This is a genomic window from Arsukibacterium sp. UBA5043 (genome assembly GCA_002415085.1).
Classification (GTDB): Bacteria; Pseudomonadota; Gammaproteobacteria; order Enterobacterales; family Alteromonadaceae; genus Alishewanella.
Map to the genome: position 1 here is coordinate 201,461 of DIBV01000013.1, position 20,450 is coordinate 221,910.

General features: G+C 47.9%; 24 protein-coding genes. 8 read left to right on the forward strand and 16 right to left on the reverse strand.

The window, feature by feature from the left end; all coding sequences use genetic code 11:
- Positions 1 to 70: 70 nt before the first annotated feature.
- Together B2Q61_RS12415 and B2Q61_RS12420 are read right to left on the reverse strand one after the other, a co-directional pair.
- Positions 71 to 1,930, reverse strand: a complete 1,860-nt coding sequence (locus B2Q61_RS12415) for a DUF4105 domain-containing protein (RefSeq protein WP_290620512.1) — start codon at positions 1,928 to 1,930, stop codon at positions 71 to 73.
- A 50-nt stretch (positions 1,931 to 1,980) separates the two neighbouring features.
- Positions 1,981 to 2,463 (reverse strand): DUF3015 family protein, encoded by a 483-nt coding sequence (locus B2Q61_RS12420; protein WP_290620510.1) that lies wholly within the window; start codon positions 2,461 to 2,463, stop codon positions 1,981 to 1,983.
- Positions 2,464 to 2,708: 245 nt separating this feature from the next.
- On the opposite strand from B2Q61_RS12420, the gene B2Q61_RS12425 reads away from it, so the two are divergent.
- Positions 2,709 to 2,951, forward strand: a complete 243-nt coding sequence (locus tag B2Q61_RS12425) for a GlsB/YeaQ/YmgE family stress response membrane protein (RefSeq protein ID WP_290620508.1) — start codon at positions 2,709 to 2,711, stop codon at positions 2,949 to 2,951.
- 1 nt (position 2,952) lies between these two features.
- On the opposite strand, the gene B2Q61_RS12430 is transcribed toward B2Q61_RS12425, so the two are convergent.
- Positions 2,953 to 3,195, reverse strand: coding sequence for a DUF1289 domain-containing protein (locus tag B2Q61_RS12430; protein WP_290620506.1), 243 nt, complete (start codon positions 3,193 to 3,195; stop codon positions 2,953 to 2,955).
- A 542-nt stretch (positions 3,196 to 3,737) separates the two neighbouring features.
- On the opposite strand from B2Q61_RS12430, the gene ilvG reads away from it, so the two are divergent.
- From ilvG to ilvA, 4 genes are all read left to right on the forward strand, one after another.
- On the forward strand, positions 3,738 to 5,387 hold the full coding sequence (gene ilvG, locus B2Q61_RS12435) for an acetolactate synthase 2 catalytic subunit (protein WP_290620504.1): 1,650 nt from the start codon (positions 3,738 to 3,740) through the stop codon (positions 5,385 to 5,387).
- Complete coding sequence (gene ilvM / locus B2Q61_RS12440) at positions 5,387 to 5,641, forward strand: acetolactate synthase 2 small subunit (RefSeq protein ID WP_290620502.1); 255 nt, start codon at positions 5,387 to 5,389, stop codon at positions 5,639 to 5,641. Before ilvG ends, ilvM begins: the two co-directional genes overlap by 1 nt.
- 67 nt (positions 5,642 to 5,708) lie before the next feature.
- On the forward strand, positions 5,709 to 7,559 hold the full coding sequence (gene ilvD, locus B2Q61_RS12445) for a dihydroxy-acid dehydratase (RefSeq protein ID WP_290620500.1): 1,851 nt from the start codon (positions 5,709 to 5,711) through the stop codon (positions 7,557 to 7,559).
- A gap of 304 nt (positions 7,560 to 7,863) precedes the next feature.
- Complete coding sequence (ilvA, locus tag B2Q61_RS12450) at positions 7,864 to 9,432, forward strand: threonine ammonia-lyase, biosynthetic (protein ID WP_290620498.1); 1,569 nt, start codon at positions 7,864 to 7,866, stop codon at positions 9,430 to 9,432.
- Here the strand turns inward: ilvA and B2Q61_RS12455 are convergent.
- Together B2Q61_RS12455 and B2Q61_RS12460 are read right to left on the reverse strand one after the other, a co-directional pair.
- The gene (locus B2Q61_RS12455) at positions 9,408 to 9,746 is read right to left on the reverse strand and encodes a nucleotidyltransferase domain-containing protein (protein ID WP_290620496.1); all 339 of its coding nucleotides are present in this window, start codon (positions 9,744 to 9,746) and stop codon (positions 9,408 to 9,410) included. The genes ilvA and B2Q61_RS12455 overlap by 25 nt on opposite strands.
- A complete protein-coding gene (locus B2Q61_RS12460; protein WP_290620494.1) occupies positions 9,724 to 10,140 on the reverse strand; it encodes a nucleotidyltransferase substrate binding protein in 417 nt (138 codons plus the stop codon). Before B2Q61_RS12460 ends, B2Q61_RS12455 begins: the two co-directional genes overlap by 23 nt.
- Before the next feature lie 119 nt (positions 10,141 to 10,259).
- Here B2Q61_RS12460 and B2Q61_RS12465 point away from each other — a divergent pair, with 119 nt between their 5' ends.
- On the forward strand, positions 10,260 to 10,505 hold the full coding sequence (locus B2Q61_RS12465; RefSeq protein WP_290620492.1) for a ribosome alternative rescue factor ArfA: 246 nt from the start codon (positions 10,260 to 10,262) through the stop codon (positions 10,503 to 10,505).
- Here the strand turns inward: B2Q61_RS12465 and B2Q61_RS12470 are convergent.
- The 7 genes from B2Q61_RS12470 to B2Q61_RS12500 form a co-directional block, all read right to left on the reverse strand.
- A complete protein-coding gene (locus B2Q61_RS12470; RefSeq protein ID WP_290620490.1) occupies positions 10,455 to 10,628 on the reverse strand; it encodes a hypothetical protein in 174 nt (57 codons plus the stop codon). The genes B2Q61_RS12465 and B2Q61_RS12470 overlap by 51 nt on opposite strands.
- A 2-nt stretch (positions 10,629 to 10,630) precedes the next feature.
- Positions 10,631 to 11,056, reverse strand: a complete 426-nt coding sequence (locus tag B2Q61_RS12475; RefSeq protein ID WP_290620488.1) for a hypothetical protein — start codon at positions 11,054 to 11,056, stop codon at positions 10,631 to 10,633.
- Positions 11,057 to 11,449: 393 nt separating this feature from the next.
- Positions 11,450 to 12,187, reverse strand: a complete 738-nt coding sequence (locus tag B2Q61_RS12480) for an Abi-alpha family protein (protein ID WP_290620486.1) — start codon at positions 12,185 to 12,187, stop codon at positions 11,450 to 11,452.
- Positions 12,188 to 12,235: 48 nt separating this feature from the next.
- Positions 12,236 to 12,769, reverse strand: coding sequence for a HEPN domain-containing protein (locus B2Q61_RS12485; RefSeq protein ID WP_290620484.1), 534 nt, complete (start codon positions 12,767 to 12,769; stop codon positions 12,236 to 12,238).
- Between the two features lie 148 nt (positions 12,770 to 12,917).
- Positions 12,918 to 13,754: a DUF3037 domain-containing protein gene (locus tag B2Q61_RS12490; RefSeq protein WP_290620482.1), complete on the reverse strand. Its 837-nt coding sequence runs from the start codon at positions 13,752 to 13,754 to the stop codon at positions 12,918 to 12,920.
- Positions 13,751 to 14,470, reverse strand: coding sequence for a HipA family kinase (locus tag B2Q61_RS12495; RefSeq protein WP_290620480.1), 720 nt, complete (start codon positions 14,468 to 14,470; stop codon positions 13,751 to 13,753). The genes B2Q61_RS12490 and B2Q61_RS12495 overlap by 4 nt, the downstream gene beginning before the upstream one ends.
- A gap of 129 nt (positions 14,471 to 14,599) precedes the next feature.
- Positions 14,600 to 15,640, reverse strand: a complete 1,041-nt coding sequence (locus B2Q61_RS12500; protein ID WP_290620478.1) for an alpha/beta fold hydrolase — start codon at positions 15,638 to 15,640, stop codon at positions 14,600 to 14,602.
- Between the two features lie 327 nt (positions 15,641 to 15,967).
- Between B2Q61_RS12500 and B2Q61_RS12505 the strand changes: the two genes are divergently transcribed.
- Together B2Q61_RS12505 and yjjX are read left to right on the forward strand one after the other, a co-directional pair.
- On the forward strand, positions 15,968 to 16,591 hold the full coding sequence (locus tag B2Q61_RS12505; protein WP_290620476.1) for a hypothetical protein: 624 nt from the start codon (positions 15,968 to 15,970) through the stop codon (positions 16,589 to 16,591).
- 80 nt (positions 16,592 to 16,671) lie between these two features.
- Positions 16,672 to 17,184, forward strand: a complete 513-nt coding sequence (gene yjjX / locus B2Q61_RS12510; RefSeq protein WP_290620474.1) for an inosine/xanthosine triphosphatase — start codon at positions 16,672 to 16,674, stop codon at positions 17,182 to 17,184.
- Here yjjX and B2Q61_RS12515 read toward each other — a convergent pair.
- The 4 genes from B2Q61_RS12515 to B2Q61_RS12530 are packed head-to-tail and all read right to left on the reverse strand — an operon-like array spanning position 17,181 to position 20,414.
- Positions 17,181 to 18,062: a DUF6999 family protein gene (locus B2Q61_RS12515; protein WP_290620472.1), complete on the reverse strand. Its 882-nt coding sequence runs from the start codon at positions 18,060 to 18,062 to the stop codon at positions 17,181 to 17,183. The two genes, yjjX and B2Q61_RS12515, sit on opposite strands and share 4 nt — an antisense overlap.
- A complete protein-coding gene (locus B2Q61_RS12520; protein ID WP_290620470.1) occupies positions 18,052 to 18,738 on the reverse strand; it encodes an iron-containing redox enzyme family protein in 687 nt (228 codons plus the stop codon). Before B2Q61_RS12520 ends, B2Q61_RS12515 begins: the two co-directional genes overlap by 11 nt.
- Positions 18,739 to 19,845: a beta-ketoacyl-ACP synthase III gene (locus tag B2Q61_RS12525; RefSeq protein WP_290620468.1), complete on the reverse strand. Its 1,107-nt coding sequence runs from the start codon at positions 19,843 to 19,845 to the stop codon at positions 18,739 to 18,741.
- Entirely contained in the window at positions 19,842 to 20,414 is a 573-nt protein-coding gene (locus tag B2Q61_RS12530; RefSeq protein WP_290620466.1) for a diguanylate cyclase, read from the reverse strand. Before B2Q61_RS12530 ends, B2Q61_RS12525 begins: the two co-directional genes overlap by 4 nt.
- Positions 20,415 to 20,450 lie beyond the last annotated feature (36 nt).

The window sequence follows — 20,450 nt, forward strand, 5'->3', positions numbered from 1 at the left end:
GCATACCAATTAAAACATTTAAAACATTTAAAACGTCTCAGTTATTTTCATTAGGCTTGTTAAGCCGATATTACCAGTACCAGCCCAAAATTAAGCCAAGTTCAGTTGAATTTTTATCTTTATTAACGGAGATACGAAAATCCGAATCCTGAGAAACGGCATAGCGGACATTTAACTTTGCCAAATGGTCGCTCAGACCGCCGCTGAAAAATCGCCGCTCCAGTTCAAAGCGGGATGAAAATTGCTCCGAGATGTACCAGGTTGAAATAAGCTTTGTGCTGAAGTAGCTTCCTGCGCTCTCTAATGTGTTGCTGAGATAACCTGCGCCAACAAAGCCAGAAATATTAAAAGCTGACAGAGCCTCGAAGCCATAACCTATGCCTGTGTTTGCTTTAAAGGCTTCACAATCAACGCAGCCGATCTTTGCCTGGGTTGCTCCGATATCCAGGTACCAGGAGTAGTTCTGGTCGCCGGGCAGGCCGGTATAGTTTGCGCTGATATTTTCAATTTTCAGTAGCGATAAATCTTTTAGAAATAGTTTGGTATTCGTGAATCCCAGAAGCAACTCTCCCATACTCAAGGCTGAAAATCTGACATGACTGTTAGAAGCATCAAGCGCATCATAATAGGCAGGGCGTAGCTGGAGCTGGCCATAATTTTCATGATCGGAGTGCACAATCTGAATTGAGGAATAACTTGGTTTTCTGCCTAAATGAGGTTGGGAATCGGCATTAAACCTGTCAGCCGATTGTCCGGCTGGTAGCCGATAACGCAGTAGTACCGACTGTTTATAGTGGTTGTTATTTTGATCCGATAATCCGGCACTTTCTTTACGCATAAATTGGAAATAATCGATTAGCGTATCAACTATTTGCTGTTGCTCAGTTAATTTAAATGCAGCTAAATCGGGATCCGCCAATAGCTCTGGTTGGTTAACCAGGCTAAACAACTTGTTTTTTTGTTGGCGATCAAGAAGCGAAAAGCGTTGATATAGCCGGCTTTGTCTGGACGGATGGTATCTGATTTCTTTAACCAATGGCTTGTTTTTATAGGTGGTAGCAGACAAATTCTGCATAATGGATTGCGGAGTTATCCAAAGGCGCCTGCTGTCTGTCACCTTAGCGTCTAACAACAGCTGCAATAACTCGCCCATATGAAAAGCACAATTACGGTTAAAGAAATAGTATTGATAATCCGCGTCAAGTAACTCCCATATATGTCCCAGTAGCAAGGTTATATCCTGCTGGTCCAGGGCCAGTTCATATTCCCACAGATCCCGCAGTTCAGATTCGCCATAATTTTCAGCATGGTAAAAATACTTTTGTTGGGTAAATGACGCATCATATTGTCCAATAATACCCTTAATGACATACAGCGCCATATTCTCGTCTGCGGGCACATCAGCGCCATAGTTTATTGCGGTATCCTGCAGCATATTCTGTTGATTGCTTGTATTACCTGTATTTAACTTCAGTAATAAGTGACCATAGTAAGAGGCTGGGTTGCCAAGGAAGCCGGTGGCGAAAATTACACTAATTGAATTGACGTCCTGCTGCCTGAGAAACTGATTAAAATTAAGACAATTAATTTCTTTGATACCAAACTCACTGATAGCAATTTGTTGTTTCAGCCAGTTAAAACGCCCCGCAAACTTACATTGTGGATGTGCTTCCGGGGATTCTTTATCTACAGGGGTTGAAAAGGCAGCTAAGGTCGCCAGCAATTCGCTTAATGGATCGCTATTCCCACTTTTTGATAAAAAAAAGTGTTCCGATTGGATATAGCTTTGGCCATTATCAGAGTAAACAAGCAGTTTTTTCCAGGTGGTTGAAGCGGCAATTTGTTCAAGTTCGGGGGTAGCAGTAAAGGTAGATGCCTGAATAAGATTGCAAAAAAAAGCAAGGCAGCAGAGTAATATCAATCGATTCATGAATAGACTCAAGACAGAATAGGAAGAAAGCTTCCTATTCTGCTTTTACATTATGCAGAGGTTACAGCACTAATAACAGTGAAATAATATTGTTGTGATTTTTCACGCTTATCGGCGGCGTTATAAGATTCATCGGCAATATGCAGACTCATTTGATTGCGAACGTCATCAATGACTTGTGCTTGTTTAGCAGGTGCTACTTCAAGGATGTTCATCAACGCGGCTAAATGTTCACCTTCGCCACGAGCTGTATCTTCGATGATACTGTCATAAGAGTTTAAGATAAATGCGGCAGCATCAACATTTTTTCCTGAGCATGTTTCAGGACTTGCGGTAGCCGAGGTTACAGCAGTAGTACCAATATCCCAGATTACGTTTGACGTTACTGCCAAAACTTTATGTTCTGGAAATAAAGCGGCACCAATACCACAATCCGAAAATGGATTAGGACCTGAACCAACAGCTTTATCTGCATAAGCAGATACAGACAAAACCATAGACACAGTAAGTGCTGCGATAGCGCTATATTTCATTTCAATTCCTTTGGTTTATTTTTATATTATGATTCGCCTCGTCTAATTGAGGCGCGTAATATATACCGTTTCTCTAATGGAAAATCCAGAGCTTAAAAAAATTTATGAAAATATATATCAACATTTGTTAATGGGACTTAAGAAATCAACTGCTTAGCTCAACATTAAAAGTATCTTCTTAACCAGGCTTTTTTGGTCTATGCTCATTTCAGGTTAATTCGGAATCTTCATGTTAAGGAACTACGATGAACTTTATTGCATTTCTAATTATTGGTGCGCTGGCGGGCTGGATTGCCGGCAATATTATGAAAGGTAAAGGCTTTGGCTTGTTAGGCAATATGCTGGTGGGTATTGTCGGTGCTTTTATCGGCGGTTTTTTGTTTCGCTTAATCGGCCTGGCGTCATTTGGCTTTATTGGCTCGCTGATTACCGCGACCGTCGGGGCGATAGTGCTGATTTATGTAGTGAGTTTAATTAAAAAAAGTTAATTCAGAACAAATCCAGTGATTCACCTTGCTCTGGCAGATCCTGGTCTTTTCTTGTTTTAGTATTCAGTCTGGCCCGGCGCTGGCTTAGCAGTTTCAGAATATGCGCCCGCTCGGCAGCGGGCTTCTGGTGCCAGTTAAAACGTTCGTCCCGCGAGCGCAGGCAACCCAGGCAATAACCCCGGTTGTTGCTCTGGCACACCCCGATACAGGGGTTAGGGATGTCGAATAGCTCTAGCTGATCCATAGTGCTACTGCGCTGGCTGCTGAATATACTTAGTGTACGTTGTGGCAGGCTAAAGGTGCAAATAGGTTGCTTCTTCGATTTACTCTTAAGTCGCCAGCGTAAACCAGTTTGCCCTAAGACAACCGTTGAAGCCCCGGACGGGCGGAAACGAGCCTACAGGGATGTATTCACGGCGTGTCGTCGTGGGCAAACAGGTTTAAAGCCTACACAGCCGCAACTGATTATTTTTTCACAGATCATAAAAAGTGGTTGACTTCAGACTGATAGACGGCTATTTGTAATAGGCAATAGCGCTGAAATATGGCGCCCAAAATAAAAACGAATTCAACCAAGTAAATAAGTAAGAATCAAATTATGCGTTTAGCTGCTGTTCTGAACATTATTGTCCTCGTGGTCGTGGTGATTATTAATCTCCGCGGGGGCGGTGTTTTGGAAAAATAAAGTAGCTTAAGGCGAAATCCAACAAAACCCCCGCTCCGCAAGGACCGGGGGTTTTGTCGTTTCAGGGCATGTGAAAAATAACGGGTAGCAAGAGGTTTAGAATGAATGGCGCAGAGTTGGTATTAAAAGTGTTGCAGCAGCAGGGGGTGGATACCATTTTTGGTTATCCCGGCGGCGCTATTATGCCTATTTACGATGCAATTTATGCCAGCCCGGTGAAACACTACCTGTGCCGGCACGAGCAGGGCGGTGCGTTTTCGGCCATAGGCTATGCCCGCAGCTCGGGTAAGGTTGGGGTATGCCTGGCGACCTCCGGCCCCGGTGCCACCAATTTAATTACCTCACTGGCCGATGCCATGCTGGATTCGGTGCCGCTGGTGGCGATTACCGGTCAGGTGTCGCAGGCAGTAATGGGTACCGATGCGTTTCAGGAAATCGATGTACTGGGCTTAAGTTTAAGCGTTACCAAACACAGCTTTATGGTGCGCAGCGCCGATGAGCTGGCTGCCACGTTAAACGAAGCCTTTGCTATTGCCCGCTCCGGCCGTCCCGGCCCGGTACTGGTTGATATCCCGAAAGATGTGCAGTTAGCCGCGGCTGCTGAACCGAGTGATGCTGCCTCGCCACAAAGCCGCGCGCTAAATACCTCTTTAGCGCAAAGTGGCCCGGCCCGCCAGCTAATTGCCAATGCCAGCAAGCCGATGGCTTATATCGGTGGTGGCGTGCATATGGCAGGGGCCATGCCGCAGCTGCAGGACTTTTTAACCCAGTGCCCGATGCCATCTGTTACTACGTTAAAAGGCATGGGCTCGGTAGCCAAAGACAACCCTTATTACTTAGGCATGCTGGGCATGCATGGCACCCAGGCGGCGAATCTTGCCGTACAGCAGTGCGACTTATTAGTGTGTTTAGGCGCCCGTTTTGATGATCGGGTAACCGGCAACCTGCAAAAATTTGCGCCTAACGCTAAGGTGATTCATGTCGATATCGACCCGGCCGAAATTAACAAAGTACGTTTTGCTGAGGTGTCGTTTCTGGGTGATATGCGGCAAATTCTGCCGGCGATTGCCAGCAGCACCGATTGCAGCGACTGGTTAGCCCATTGCAGCAGCTTAAAGTTGCAACACGGCTGGCGCTATGATCATCCGGGCGAGCGTATTTATGCGCCGCTGCTGTTAAAGCAGTTAAGCGAGCGGATGCCGGACAACAGCGTCGTCTGCTGCGACGTCGGGCAGCACCAGATGTGGGTAGCGCAGCATATGCGGTTCAGCCATCCGCGTAATCATTTATCCAGTGGTGGCCTGGGTACCATGGGTTTTGGTTTGCCGGCAGCGATAGGCGCTAAATTAGCCCGGCCCCAGGACACGGTAATTGCCGTGTCAGGCGATGGCTCTTTTATGATGAATGTGCAGGAACTGGGCACCATTAAACGCTTCAGGCTGCCGGTGAAAATCGTCATTATCGATAACCAGCGCCTGGGCATGGTAAAGCAGTGGCAGCAGCTGTTTTTTAACGAGCGCTACAGCGAAACCGATTTATCTGACAACCCCGATTTTGTCGCACTGGCTGCCGCTTTTGCCATACCGGGCCACTGTATTACCCGCAAAGATGAAGTAGAAAGCGCGCTGGAAGCCATGTTTACCTGGCCCGGCCCCTATTTACTGCATGTAAGAATTGATGAAAAAGATAACGTCTGGCCATTAGTACCGCCGGGTGCCGCGAATGAAGATATGATCATGGAGAGCAACTGATGAACCATACCCTGAATATCACTGCCAATAATGAAGCTAGCGTAGTTGAACGTTTATTACAGGTAGCCCGCTATCGCGGCTATCAGCTGGCCGGCCTGGAACTGACCCCGCTGGCAGAAAAGGCCGGCTTGTCGATCACCTTAACGGTTAGCAGCGACAAGCCGATTCATTTACTGACCAGTCAGTTGCATAAACTGTATGACGTACGCGATTTACAGCTGGCCAGTGCCGATATTGCAGCGCTGCGCGCCTGAATTTTTAGCTGGAGCAGCGCTGGTTAGCTATGCTCAATACCCTATTTTTGAATAACGGAGTACCACAATGCCAAAGTTACGATCTGCCACTGTTACCGAAGGCCGCAATATGGCAGGCGCCCGGGCGCTGTGGCGTGCCACCGGCGTTAAAGATACCGATTTTGGCAAGCCGATTATTGCTGTGGTGAACTCGTTCTGTGAGTTTGTGCCAGGCCATGTTCACCTGCGTGATTTAGGCAAGCTGGTGGCAAAAAGTATCGAAGAAGCCGGTGGTATCGCTAAAGAATTCAACACGATAGCGGTAGACGATGGTATTGCCATGGGTCATGGTGGCATGTTGTACAGTCTGCCCTCGCGTGAGCTGATTGCCGACTCGGTCGAGTATATGGTTAATGCCCACTGCGCTGATGCGATGGTCTGTATTTCTAACTGCGACAAAATTACCCCGGGCATGCTGATGGCCGCCATGCGCTTAAATGTACCGGCCATTTTTATTTCCGGCGGGCCGATGGAGGCTGGGAAAACCAAATTATCAGATCAGATCATCAAGCTGGATTTAGTGGATGCCATGGTTTCGGCGGCCGACCCTAAAGTGTCTGACAGCGACAGTGAACAGATTGAGCGTAGCGCCTGTCCGACTTGCGGTAGCTGCTCAGGAATGTTTACGGCTAATTCAATGAACTGTCTGGTGGAAGCGTTAGGCTTAGGTCAGCCGGGTAATGGCTCATTACTGGCCACTCATGCTGATCGCAAAGAGCTGTTTGTCCAGGCCGGTTTCAGAATTATGGATCTGTGTAACCGCTGGTATAAAAACGATGATGCCAGCGCCTTACCGCGCAGTATCGGCAATAAAACCGCTTTCGAAAATGCCATGATGCTGGATATCGCGATGGGCGGCTCCACCAATACGGTACTGCATTTGCTGGCCGCGGCGATTGAAGCAGAAGTTGATTTTACCATGGCCGATATCGACCGTTTATCGCGCATTGTGCCGCACTTATGCAAGGTGGCGCCTTCAACCCAGAAATACCATATGGAAGATGTTCATCGTGCCGGTGGCGTTATCGGCATTTTAGCCGAGCTGAACCGTGCCGGCTTGTTAAACCCCAACACGCCGCATGTGGCCGGCAGTTCGCTGGGGGCAGTGCTGGAGCAGTGGGATTTAAAAGCCAGCCCGTCAAAACAGGTGCAGGATTTCTATGCAGCGGGCCCGGCGGGTATCCGCACGACTCAGGCGTTTTCGCAAAACTGCCGCTACCCGTCGGTGGATGACGACCGGGTAGACGGTTGTATCCGCAGTAAAGAGCACGCTTATTCGCAAGACGGTGGCCTGGCAGTGCTGTTTGGTAACCTGGCGCCGCAGGGCTGTATTGTTAAAACCGCCGGGGTAGAGCCAGAGAACTTGGTATTTAGCGGCCGCGCTCGGGTGTTTGAAAGCCAGGATGATGCAGTAGAGGCCATTTTAAAAGGCAAGGTAGTAGCAGGCGATGCGGTGATTATTCGCTACGAAGGCCCGAAAGGTGGCCCGGGTATGCAGGAAATGCTGTACCCGACCAGTTATTTAAAATCGATGGGCCTGGGTAAAGCGTGCGCTTTAATCACTGACGGCCGCTTTTCCGGCGGTACCTCGGGCTTGTCGATAGGCCATGTATCACCGGAAGCGGCCAGTGGCGGTGCTATCGCGCTGGTGCAGGAAGGCGACACCATTGAAATTGATATTCCACAGCGCAAAATTGGCATAGCGATTAGTGATGAAGAGCTGGCAAAGCGCCATGCCCAGATGGATGCCAAAGGTAAACAAGGCTGGAAGCCACAGAACCGGCAGCGGGTGGTCAGTTCTGCATTAAAAGCCTATGCGCTGCTGGCCAGTAGTGCTGATAAAGGCGCGGTAAGAGATTTGTCGAAACTTGAAGAGTAACAGCAAGACTTTAGACGAAGGGACAAGGTGTACTTTCGTAGCAGCGGCAGGGATGCCGCGGAGGCTGAAAGGGCACAGGGATGTGATCCTTGAAGGCGGCGAAGAAAGTATTTCCTTGGCGCTGAGTTTAAATATGAGTTGAAGGCTACAACAGGTAACAACACGCGGGGACGCCGTAAATATATCCCTATAAGCTCCTCTCCAGCATCCTTGCTGGAGACGCCCCGCTTAGTTGTAACCTGCCTTCGCTTGAAACTTAAGTGTGTCGGTTGGCACAAGCAAAAAATATAGCAGTGGAGCAACAATGAATAACCTGGCAATTGTCCAACCAGAGCAGACAGATAACGATGTGATGCAGCAGTATCTGCGCGAAATTCTGCTGTCGCCGGTATACCAGGCCGCTGTTGAAACGCCACTGGACCCGATGCCGAAATTGAGCCAGCGCCTGGGCCATAATGTGCTGCTTAAACGTGAAGATAAGCAGCCGGTGTATTCGTTTAAACTGCGCGGAGCTTTTCATAAACTGCACAAAGTAAAATTGCAAAGCCCCGATGCCAGCGTGGTATGTGCCTCAGCCGGTAACCACGCCCAGGGCGTGGCGTTATCAGCCAGCAAGCTGCAGCTAAAGGCTACTATTGTGATGCCAATTACTACCCCGGAAATAAAAATCGCCGCAGTAAGGGCATTGGGCGGCAATGTGGTATTGCATGGCACGGCGTTCGATGAAGCCAACAGCTATGCCATTAAGCTGGCCAATACCGAAGGCGCTCTTTATATTCCGCCGTTTGACGATAGCGATGTTATCGCCGGCCAGGGCACGGTCGCCAAAGAGCTGTTAAGTCAGCACAACCAGCTCAATGCCGTGTTTATTCCGGTTGGCGGCGGCGGATTAATGGCCGGCATGGCGGTATATATTAAAGCTATTCAGCCCAATGTGCGGGTAATAGGGGTAGAGCCTGAAGATGCGGCCTGTTTAAAAGCGGCGATGGCGGCCGGCGAGCCAGTTACCCTGGCGCGGGTAGGCTTATTTGCCGATGGCGTGGCGGTAAAGCGGATTGGTACTGAAAATTTTAATCTGGCCAAGCGCTTTTGTGATGAGGTAGTGACGGTTAGCAGCGATGAAATTTGCGCCGCAATTAAAGATATTTTTGACGATTTACGCGCTGTAGCCGAACCTGCTGGTGCGCTGGCGTTGGCAGGGCTGAAGAAATACAGCCAGCAGTTAACTAACAGCACTTTAGCTAAACCGCAGCAGTTTGCGGCGGTGTTAAGTGGTGCCAATTTAAATTTTGATACGCTGCGTTATGTGTCAGAGCGCTGTGAGCTGGGCGAGAAAAAAGAAGCGGTATTCGCTGTGACTATTCCGGAAGAAAAAGGCAGTTTCCGCCGTTTTTGCCAGACCCTGGGTGGGCGGGCCATCACTGAATTTAACTACCGTTATGCCAGCGATAATAAAGCCCATATTTTTGTTGGCATTAAGCTACGCCACGGCCAGCAGGAATTAGATACCGTGACCAAGTTGCTGAGCGACGCCGGTTATGATTATCAGGATTTGTCTGACGACGAACTGGCCAAGCTGCATGTGCGGCATATGGTCGGCGGCATGCCACCACGGCAGTTATCCGAGCAGGTGTATCAGTTTAATTTTCCGGAATACCCGGGCGCTTTAATGAATTTTTTAAACACTCTTGGCGAGCACTGGAACATTACCCTATTTCACTACCGCAACCACGGTGCCGCCACCGGCGATGTACTGGCCGGTTTTGAAGTGGCGCAACACAGCGATATTGCCGGCCATTTAGATAAGCTGGGCTATCAGTACCAGCAAGTCAGCAATAACCGCAGTTATCAGACGTTTTTAACCACGGGTTGATAAATGACTTTACCAACCCGTGCTATATGCGACAGTAAATCTTTGTTTTCGATGTCTTGGATCCGGCTGATATCGAAGTTGTAAGGTAGTAACAAATCATCCAGTGCTGTCAGTAGCTGCAACAGATTTTGGTGGCTAAATTGCTGGCCAATAATAACCATATCAATATCGGAACCAGGACGAAAAGAACCAAGAGCCCGTGAGCCATACAGTATGGCTTGTTCAATTGCTGAAAACGATGCAAGACACTGCTTAATTTGCTGCAATGCCTGCTGGCTGAGCCCATAAACGTCAGCCGGCACTGTGCTGGTCATTTAATACCTGATGTAGTTCGATAAAGGCAGGATAGTATCGCTTCAATACATCATCGGCGACGGCATTTGCCGTATCCTGATTATAAGTATGAGAGGTTAACGCCCGGCTTTTAATCATATTCATCCACAACTCACCATCGCTGATTAAACCACGGTTAAACGCCAGCCTGATGGCATCGCGCGAACCCTGAATATCGGTTTCACCCTGAAACTGATAAAAATCTTTGATGCAGTTCCACGCCAATTCGTAGTTGTACTCAAAAGCCTGAATTAAACCCTGTTGCTCCAGTTTAGTAAGCGGCCGCTGCTTTGTAAGCGCAACTGCCTCACTCAGTTCAGCCAGCGCTTTAGTGAAGTTTGCCAGCCGTTGTTGCCAGCGAATATCGGTATTCATGCAGTATCCTGATGATGGTGCTGGGCTTATTGTAGAGTGGAAGCTCCGCAACAACAACCGCTGGTGTTTCTTGCGGCGCACAGTTAAACTTTGCGCGTTTTTTAAACAGGAGAAGATAAATGAGTAAACCAGCGGCAGCCGAGCATGGCCGCGGCGAAATCCGCGATAATGCGATTAAGGCCTTAGTTACCAGTAAGTTGTTTCAAACCAGAGTGGTTAAGGCGAAAAAAGGCAAAGGGTCATACAACCGCAAAGGGCGTAATTCAAAAGATTGCGCTCTCAGTGTTTTGGAGAACTGCACACCGAATTTCTGCTCAACTCTGCTCGCGGTCAATCTTGGCGATAATGCTATCCAGCACCATTAAATCATTCGCCTTTTCCATATATTCGTCACTGTCTTCATCCAGTTTTAGCAGTTCAGCGCGGCCAGCAGCTATTTGTCTGACCAGGCATAAACGGATATGACGTAATTCTACATTTGAGAACATAGCTAACTTACCTCGGATTTAGGGGGGCTTAAAAAGCTTGGAATTGCGGCAGATTCCAGTTGTTTCAGCTTTTCAATATACAGATAGTACGGCATATCTTGCAAAGGTCGAATAGTGAAGTGAAACTTACCTTCTTTGCCGCCTTTGTCTAAGGATATATGCAGGCCGCTCGGTAGTTTTGTACTTGCAGGAATTTTCCACCACAGGTTACCGAATTTTGGGTTGCGATAGTTAAACAAGGATAAACCACCTGATTTGCTATCGACAAAACTTACACCATCTTTGTTATAAACTTTAACATCCCAGGTATCTTCTTTCTCATCCCTGGGGGGCGTAGGGCGAATGTAATCAAGTTTGGCCGTGGTCTTCCTGCCTAATCGAAAAAGGTCTTCTGGTACCACCATAAAAAATTGAATGGGTGTATGCATTTTCTATCCTTAGAGTGGGATTCTGAAGCCAGTAACTATACTCCATTAGTTATAAATGTAAAATATATTGGGTAAATTGTTTATTTAGTGTTTATTTTGGTGGGTTGGATTGAGCTTTTAATTATTTTTTAGCGGTATCCAGCCAAAAATTTCAGATTTAACGGAGATATACCTATGCCAATCCGCGTAAAAAAGATGACGTGCACAAACTGATAGACTAACTCCCTGCTGGTGCTACCTGGGACGACCTGATGGAGCAGATATATGTGCGTCAGGCGATAGAGAATGGCCTGCGCGACAGCGAGCAAGGTAAGTTGCAGGCTGTGCAGGAAATCCGCGATAAATATATTCTAATCTATTGAAAGTTCTTTTTTATAAAAATTTAAGTGGGATTTAACTATTAGAGGTACACTCAATAACAAAGTATTTTCCAAGGCTCGTCAGGCAAATTGAATCGTACCCTTTATCCGTAATTATTGATGCTCCATCTATGGTGATATCGGAGCCAGAGAGACGAAGAAATGTAACACACCTAACTCGCAGTAAATTATCGATAACCGCTTCATACTTCCTTCTATTTAATCCATGATATTTCATGATGTCATCTCCGCTGAAGCCTAACCTACTAGGTGAATCTGATTCAGAGAGTTTACCTGCGGTAACTGAGCGTACGTAATTCCGATAGATGTTGTTTAAAACTGCAACATCTATTGGATCTAATTGCTTAAGTATCTCTATATATGAAGTCTTGGCACTTTCCCGATCTGGAGTCATCGCATTTGCGAGTAGGTTGACCCAAAGATCTTGAATTGCATCTTCAGATTCCATTGTCGCCTGTTCAATCAAAGGGATAGCAAATTTTGGCGGTACGGGACGAGTAAGTCCAGACAGATTTCTTAGCTTTATAATCTCATCTACTTTATCTATTAAACGTAGTTGCCGCTCCCATCTCCAGAACCTTATTTTGTCGGACAGCACACCCATCAGATTTTCAGGCGCATCACCTAAAACTCTCGCTAAAAAGCCACCGGCTTTTTCCGCTGCCTGAACGGCAACTTGAGTAGCGACAGCAGTTTCTTTCACTGCATCACTGACAGCCAGAATTGTCTCTTTAGATGGATCTTCAATCATTGGTAACCTCAATACATAAAGTATTTTTTGTGATTTTAGTCCACTTAGCTAAGTAAATATCGATTGATTCACTCTCACCAAATCTGTAAAAAACCTTACTGCCTTATCCAGATCATCCCGCTTTATCAAATGTGCATTTTTTGGGTCGTTGCTTTGACAAACTTGATGCACTGCATCCCCCCGCATTTTCAGCCATTTATTTAACCGCTCACGAGCTTCTTTTGGCGAATAGTTATTCCACCTCCACGACTCAGTGATATCCACATCTAAAAATTCGAGAAAAAGCTTTTTGACTTTATCAGAGGTGGGGTTGTGTAGGCGGTTGATCTCATGGTCAAGCCTTCGGCGGATATACGCGGCTGTATACTCGTCATCAGACAGGGCAAGTTTTGCTTCAACCTGCTCTACAGCAAAGGCTTCAATATAGGTCTCCCACGCTGCGGCGGTCATGACTAAAGCTGCACGTTTCAGCACTTCATATTGCTGACGGTGTTCTTGGGATTCAAGATTGTCAAACAGCTGAATCAGCTTGGTGACATCCTGCATTCCGGTTTCAAAAATGGCATAAGCTCGGCTGGTCATAACTTCCTTTTACTACTGCAGGCAGGTAGTCCTTTATTGTGTAATTACCTTAACCTAAGCGAAGTAAGAAATAATTCAAAGCATTTTTTGGTACAGATGTTAGTAAGATGCAGCAGACCCCGGAATTCGGAGCCTGCTTAGTATGGGATTATTGCAGGGTGAAGTTGTCTGACACTAAAGCCTGTTTGGCAAAGCGGCTGATGCCGGCCTTGTTGTGGTGATCTAGTGTTTGTACACCAAAGGCTGTCAGATCGCGCTCTATTTCTTTAAAGGCTCCAAGTAAATTCTTGTCGTTGCGGCAAGGAGCTTGTAATGGCAACAAAATATTGTCTTTTTGCAGTACATTGTGGTTTACCAAACGCCGGAACCGGCCAAGCCATTGCTCGGCGTGATCAAATAAACGAATAGCCGTTTGCTGGCGAAAGGCGAGTGGCCTGATCACGAAAACGTCGTTGGTTTTCGCCACCAGCGGCAGAGTAAATTCAGCAAATTTGTCGTGAATTTTCTGCTGCTTAAAATGCGTAAGTTTTTCATCTCTTAACTGCTGACGGATTACCTTAACCATCAGGCTTTCCTGATACTCTTCGGTAATGAAGGTACGATGCACCAGGCGCTCAAATAACTGCTCAATAACAGCTGCAGGTTTTTGTTCCAGATATAAAGAGCGCAGCTCTGAGTAGCGCACCAGCGTTTCTCTTGGCCGAACTACTTCCTGCATCTGCTGTGCTAGCTCTTTTGGTGTAAGACGTGTTACATAGGTTTGTAACCGCTGCAACTCTTGCTCTACCGTTTGCAGCGTCGCTTTGTAAAGTTTGCCTTCAAGATCTTCAAAAAACTCGGTAACGCGGGCAAAGCGGCCAGGTGCCAGTCGAAAATCGAATAAACCTAATTCAGGAGCGCACAGTACTATGCCGACGTTAGCAAACTCGCCCGTCTCAACATGCGGTAAAAACCGTACAATTGCATACTGATAAAGTGTTTTCATATCAGTACCTCCCAAAATTCATCGCTGTTAAACAAAGATAGTACGTCGTTTATTTCTGCCAGATGTCCCGGCGCTTCTTCCAACCATGCGGCCGGTAAAGTCGCAGCATACTGGGCAAGCCCTTGCAACGCAATCGCTAGTTTCGCGCTGTAATGCGTGCGCCAAAGCGCATCATGTTGATCACTGAACCAGACATTGTAAGCTAAGTGGACATTCGCATTACTATTAAAATTATAGCTGCTGTCAAACGCAAGGTTATGGTCCAGCACCACATATTGATTGGAGGCCGGCTGGTAAAATAAGTTCGGGTTGCCGCCGTTTTCGGTCATGGTGCGGTCTTCATTTCTAATCCAGTAATCAAACAGAAAAAGATCACGGGCGTAATGGGCTGGCATGTTAAGCACACTTGTAGGTGTTACTTCTAGCAAGTCAGGTATCAGTTCTGAAGCAAATACCATGCTATCACTTGCGCCTAAAACACGGCTGGCCGCTTCGTCAAAGCGCAGTATAGCTTGTGGCAAGAAAGCGCAGCAATGCGGTGGCAAACTTAACTGTAAAGCTCTACCCAGAAATGCACAAACTGCTTCATTGATCAGACCTTTAGTCCCAGCCTGTGGTCCCTTTATGTAATAACGCTTGTCGTCAGATAAACGACATAAATAGGGTTCAGTTCTACCCTGACTGGCTTTTTGCTGAATTTCGATCACTTCAAGCACCGGAACCCTCCATGCTAATTATTCTGAATTCCTGGACTAAAAAACAGCTTTTAACTTAGTCAGTTAGTGTAGCTATAGCAAGTGGTTTGAGTTTTAGCCAAACGAGGTCAGTTAAGGAGGCCCGCTGATTTATTGCGTTTCCGCTACCAGCGCTTGCAACAACGCCTGATGAAAACGCTCGGGGGTCTGAATATGCGGCGAGTGGCCTAAGTCGGCAAAGCGGATCAGCTGAGCGTTGGGAATGGCAGCTGCGGCTGCCGGGCCGAGTTTGGCATAGTTGCCTAATTTTGGCTGCAGTTCTTTTGGGGCGGCATCTTTACCGATAGCGGTGTTGTCCTGATCGCCAATCAACAATATTACCGGCATTTTAAGTTGCGGGAATTCGTAAACTACCGGCTGGGTAAAAATCATATCGGCGGTAAGGGCTGAATTCCAGGCGACTTGTTCGCGGCCTTCGCCGCGGAACATACCAGCCTGCATTTGCACCCAGGGCTCAAATTCATCACGCCATTGGCCGGCATAATAGGTATTGCGCTGGTAGTTGCGAATGCCGTCGGCAGAGGTATTTAGCGCCCGCTGATACCATTCATCTATCGTCCGATACGGTACACCAAGCGCTTTCCAGTCTTCCAGGCCGATCGGGTTCACCATCACCAGAGTGTTGGTCATATCTGGATACTGCAAGGCAAACCGGGTAGCCAGCATGCCACCCATTGAGTGGCCCATTACCGTTACATCAGCAATTTTCAGCTTATCCAGCAATGCCCTGGTATTGGCGGCTAACTGATGAAAGCTAAACTGATACTGCCTGGGCTTAGCTGATTTACAAAAACCAATTTGATCCGGGGCAATAACCCGATAGCCGGCGGCGCTCAGGGCTTTAATACTGCCTTCCCAGGTGGCGGCGCAAAAGTTTTTGCCGTGCATTAACACCATGGTTTGGCCATTAGCAGTACCTGCCTTGGCTGGCACATCTAGATAGGCCATTTCCAGCTGTTGTTGCTGACTATTAGCGGTAAAGTATTTTACCGGATAAGGATAAGCAAAGTCTTCCAGCTGCGGGCCATACACAGGCTGCCCACTCGTCTCTGGCTCAGCGCCACTAACCGGCCAGGCACTGAAAACAAATAATAAGGCGGTAAAACTTAATAATAAGGTGCAGTTTTTCAAACCAAACTCCTGTTAATTAGCTCTGCTTAAACGGGCATCCCAGCTATCTACCATAGTTCAATTTACTGACCTCTTCTGTCAGCAACAGACACAACGCCGATAGTAAGCGGTGAACTGTTGCTAAAGATGGGTATGTCGTTGCTGTTGCAATTCCTGATGCGCAGATTTAACGCTAAAGCTCAGAGCTGTGAGATGGCCATCAATAAATGAAATGCAGGGGCGTAGTTCAACCTGAATGATTACGCAAGTTTTGTTTTTGATAAATTGCGCAAAACTTCAGCACATGTTATATTTATGGAACTTTTATGAATGCTCAATGTGAGCCAGATGGAAAAGGATCCAGTACTTAGCAAAGAAGAGCGCGGTTATATTGCGGAATTATTTGCAGACAATATCACCATTGCTTCTGCGGGACAGGGCGGTGCCAGTCATACTATTTCAGTTATCACAGAAGTGCCAGAACTGATAGCCCCCTTGCTTGGCCAGGCCAAACTTACTTTGTTGGCCGAAGTCGGCAACTATAAGTTATGGTTTCCACTTGAGATGACCCTGGATGAATCTGGCCAGTTTAACCCGGTTTTGGGTATTCCTGAGGTGGTTGAATATGTTGGTAAGCAGCGTAGCTGGCGTTCAACCGAACTGGATGAACTAAATATAAGTAGTGACGATCTGCCGGGTAAGATTGAGTTGCTGTCGTTGTCCAGCACTGGCATGGCATTAAAATTAAATTCGGTTGATAGTGTGAAGCAAATGAGCCGCAACCCCGAATTGACTTTGCATCTGCCAGATGGGCAGTTGCTGCAGTTAGGAATGGAACCCGTCAGGCTGCACAACCAGACTTTGGCTGCGAAAATTACTGCCACTAAACCTAATCGTGATGCGCTGCGACGTTTTTTATTTCAGCGCCACAGACAGCGCCATCCTTACCTTTATCAAAATATGAAGAACTAAGCTGCGGTTGCCTGGCAGGCTTGAACCTGCCACACTGGCATGTTACATAATGGCTATCTTAAGCAAAACGTATTTTTATTATGTGGACTATTGCAGTTGCCTCGGCCAACCCGGCCAAAATTAATGCGGTGAAACAGTGTTTTCAAAGCAACTTTCCCAAGCAGGCTTTTACGGTAACTGGCTTTGCGGTGGCCTCGGGTGTGGCAGAGCAGCCGCTAACCAGTGCTGAAACCTTGCTGGGTGCGCAGAACCGCTTACAGGCGCTGAAACTGCAAACCGCTGCTGATTATTATGTGGCGATAGAAGCCGGCCTGGATATTGATATGACCTTTGCCTGGATGCTGATTGAGCACAAAGGCAAGCTTGGCAAGGCGCGTTCGGCCAGCCTGATGTTGCCCCCGGCAGCGCTGCATCTGCTGGCAGAGGGCGTGCAGCTGGGCGATGCGATGGACCAACTATTTGGCACTACTAACATTAAACAAGTCGGCGGCGCTATTGGCTTGCTTACCCATAACCAGTTAAGTCGGGCCAGGGTGTATCAGCAAGCGCTAAGCCTGGCGCTGATCCCGTTTTTAAACCCAGAGCGCTTTTAAACTGCTACCGGTTCAGGCTGGCTGTGATCTGCCAGGCGGCGTTTTTCCAGATAAGCGTACAGCTGTTCGGTAAAAAAACCGTGCATTAAAAAGCGCTGGCCTAAATTCCAGGGCCCGACCAAATAATGCGGGTATTTGTTGTAGGCCATTTCGGCCAGTTTTGGCTCGCCCACTAAGTCGCCAATCCGGATAGCGATAGACTGGTCCAGATTAAAACCATTAATGGCATCGCGGTATTGCTCGCGGGTTAGCAGTAAACAGAATAAACACATAAACAGGGCATGGGCACTTTCAAAATCGAGCCATTGGCTGCGTTTTTCTGTTAGCTGAAACTGTTCCATAGCAACCGGTTGCCAGTGCTGCCAGTTAAGTTCCTCCGTTTTTAGCGGCTCTGTCGGATGGTGCCAGCTGCCCAGCTCAGCGAATAAGCGGAACAGCTCCTGATCATGCTCGACAAAGCTGGCCTGCTGCATCTCGCTTATGCTTTTTGGATACAGGTTTACCGGCGTAAAGTCGCCAGCCGGGCTGTTCGCCGCCAGAAAATTTAATACATTGGACTCAGTGGCATAGTGGCGCAGGATCAGTAAATTCGCTTCCCTGCTGACAAAGTGAGTGCAGAACCAGCAAATTAGTTTTTGTAAGCTGGTGTGGGCGCTAAATTGTGGCAATGGCAGTCGTTTAAAAAACCAGACAATATGCAGCAAAATCGCAAAAATAAACTGCAGCAATGGCCGTACACCCCAGCGTAACGGATTTTGTAAATCTTTTGACCAGAGATCCAGCGCCGCTTGCTCAATGGGTAGCGAGTTATCATTAGCGATGGCTTTTAAAAAGGCACTTGGCTCAGCGTTACTTTTACTGCTGTCATTAATACTCATGATCCACTTCTTCTAGTTGTAGGCAATACAGCCTGGCGGTAACCCGGGCGGTGCGAACTATTGCCGCAAGTTGCGCTGGGCTTTGACACAGCCGGTCGAGCAGCTGATACAATTTTTGCAGATGATCATCATCATTAGCGCCATGATAGCGCATAAAACGGGTAAAACTTCCATCACCGCCGGTGGCTTTGTCTATCTGAGCTGCCCAGTCGCGGGCCATTTTCTGGCCGAGGCCCTCAATAATCCACATCGCGCCGACTAAATCGACCGGGTTGCTCTGGCTGGCCCGGTACATTAAAAAACCATGTAACGCTTCGGTACCAATATTGCGCACTGCGTTTTGAATATCCGCCAATTTTCCGCCCGCGGCAACATAGTCTTGCTCCAGCATTTCATAATCACGGTGCTCTTCGCGGGCGTGGCCGATAATGACCGAGCGCACATCGCTGTAGTCGCGGTCAAAGCTGGAGGCGCAGCGGCTGATCCAGCGCGAGCCTTCAATCACCTGCTGACGCCAGTTTAGTAGCAGCTGACAATAATCAGCTTTGCTGAACTGGCCCCGATCTAAGCGCTGCAACAGCGGTACCCGACCGAGCTGGCGTTCAAACTCAAACCACACCCGCATTAGCGCCTGTAAACATTGTTGGCCCTGCGGGCTTAATACTTGCTCAGTCATTCAGGCTTCCACCACAGTCAGTTGCATATAAGCATTATTAAAGCGGCCACTCTCCGGCACCATACATAAAATGGTATCGCCGGTTTTATATTGCTGGGTGCGACGAAACTCGTCCAGCATAATAAAGATAGAGGCGCAGCCGGTATTACCACGCTGATACAGATTGCTGTACCACTTATGATCAGCAATACCGACCCCGGCGCGCTGCATCATATCGAAAATTTTACCGCGAAAATAATGTGACGAGTAATGGCACAATACATGGTCGACTTTGTCTGGTTGCACCCGACCCTCACTGATTAAGCGCAAATAGCCATCGACTCCGAGCTTAACGATATTTTCCAGCAATCGCACATCCTGCCGAATTAGCAGTGCCCCAGCCGCTTCGGCTTCGGCGTAGGTGGCATAATCCTGCCAGCTGCGTTGCTCACTATTGTCGCCAGGATAGCCCACACTCATACAAACCGGGTAGGCATCGGCATGGGAAAAACTGCGGATCCAATCCACCCGGAAACAGCTGCCCCGCGGCTGAGTTTCCAGTAGCAGGGCACCGGCGCCGTCAGACAACATCCAGCGCAGAAACTCGGCGTTAAAATCCAGCGCGGTACCAGCCGCTTCGTAGCGACTGGCTTTAAATAAACGCGATGTCAGCTCACTGGCTACCACTAAGGCATTGGTTTGTTCGCCAGCCAGCAAATTGGTATAGGCGGCTTTTAACGCCATCATGCTGCTGGAACAAATGCCATGGCTGCTGTGCAATTCAATATCACTCAGGCCAAGCTCGGCCTGCAGCATCGAACCAAAACCGGGCAACACCACATCGCCCTGGCTGGTGGCGGCGCTGAGCATTTTTATCTGTCGTTTACCCAGAAAGCTGCTGCTTAAGCAATGCTCGGCCGCTTTCGCTGCCATGCCGGCATTAGAAATGATGGTGTTATGGTTGGCATCTATAGCGTAGTGGCGGGTTTTAATGCCGTTTGACTGCAAAATACGCCGCTTTAAACGACTGGGTTTGCCGTGCACTAAACCCAGCAGTGGCTCCATCTGATCATTGCTTATCGGCGGCCCCGGTAAAAAGTGACCGCTACTGGTAATAAACACGCTCATAGTTTTACCTGCGGATGCTTTAACGCAGTAAATAAACAGCGTAGGTTTTCTTCCAGATACGGCAGCACGCAAACTACGGCCATAAAACCCAGATAGTAAGGCAGGTAAGTATCACCGCCATGAGCATAGGGCATTCGTTGCAGGTAAAACTCACCCTGCCAGGCAAAACTTATCAGCTTAATAAATACCGGGTAATTAATGACGATGATCAACAACAACATATACATGGGCAAGGTAGCCAGATAGTTATGCGCATGCATTTCCCAGACGCTGATATGGCGTTTGGGCGCCGCGTAATGCACGTCGTAATGCGCCACGGCCTCATGTGCCAGCCAGGCAACAATGCAAATCAGCATAATCAGCACATTAACCTGAAACAGCAGGCATAACAGAATAGGCACTGCCATCTGAATACCCATTAACGAGTGAATAAGCGATTCACGCAGGCCTGAAGTGTATTCAATGCGGGTTGCGCGGTGGCAGCACCAGTCAATAAAACCGGCAATACCCCACAGCGGTAAAAACACATACAGCATAAGCTGAATTAATAACTGACTGGTTTGCAACACCGCACTCCTGTTGCTGGTTATTGAGCAGGGTACTAT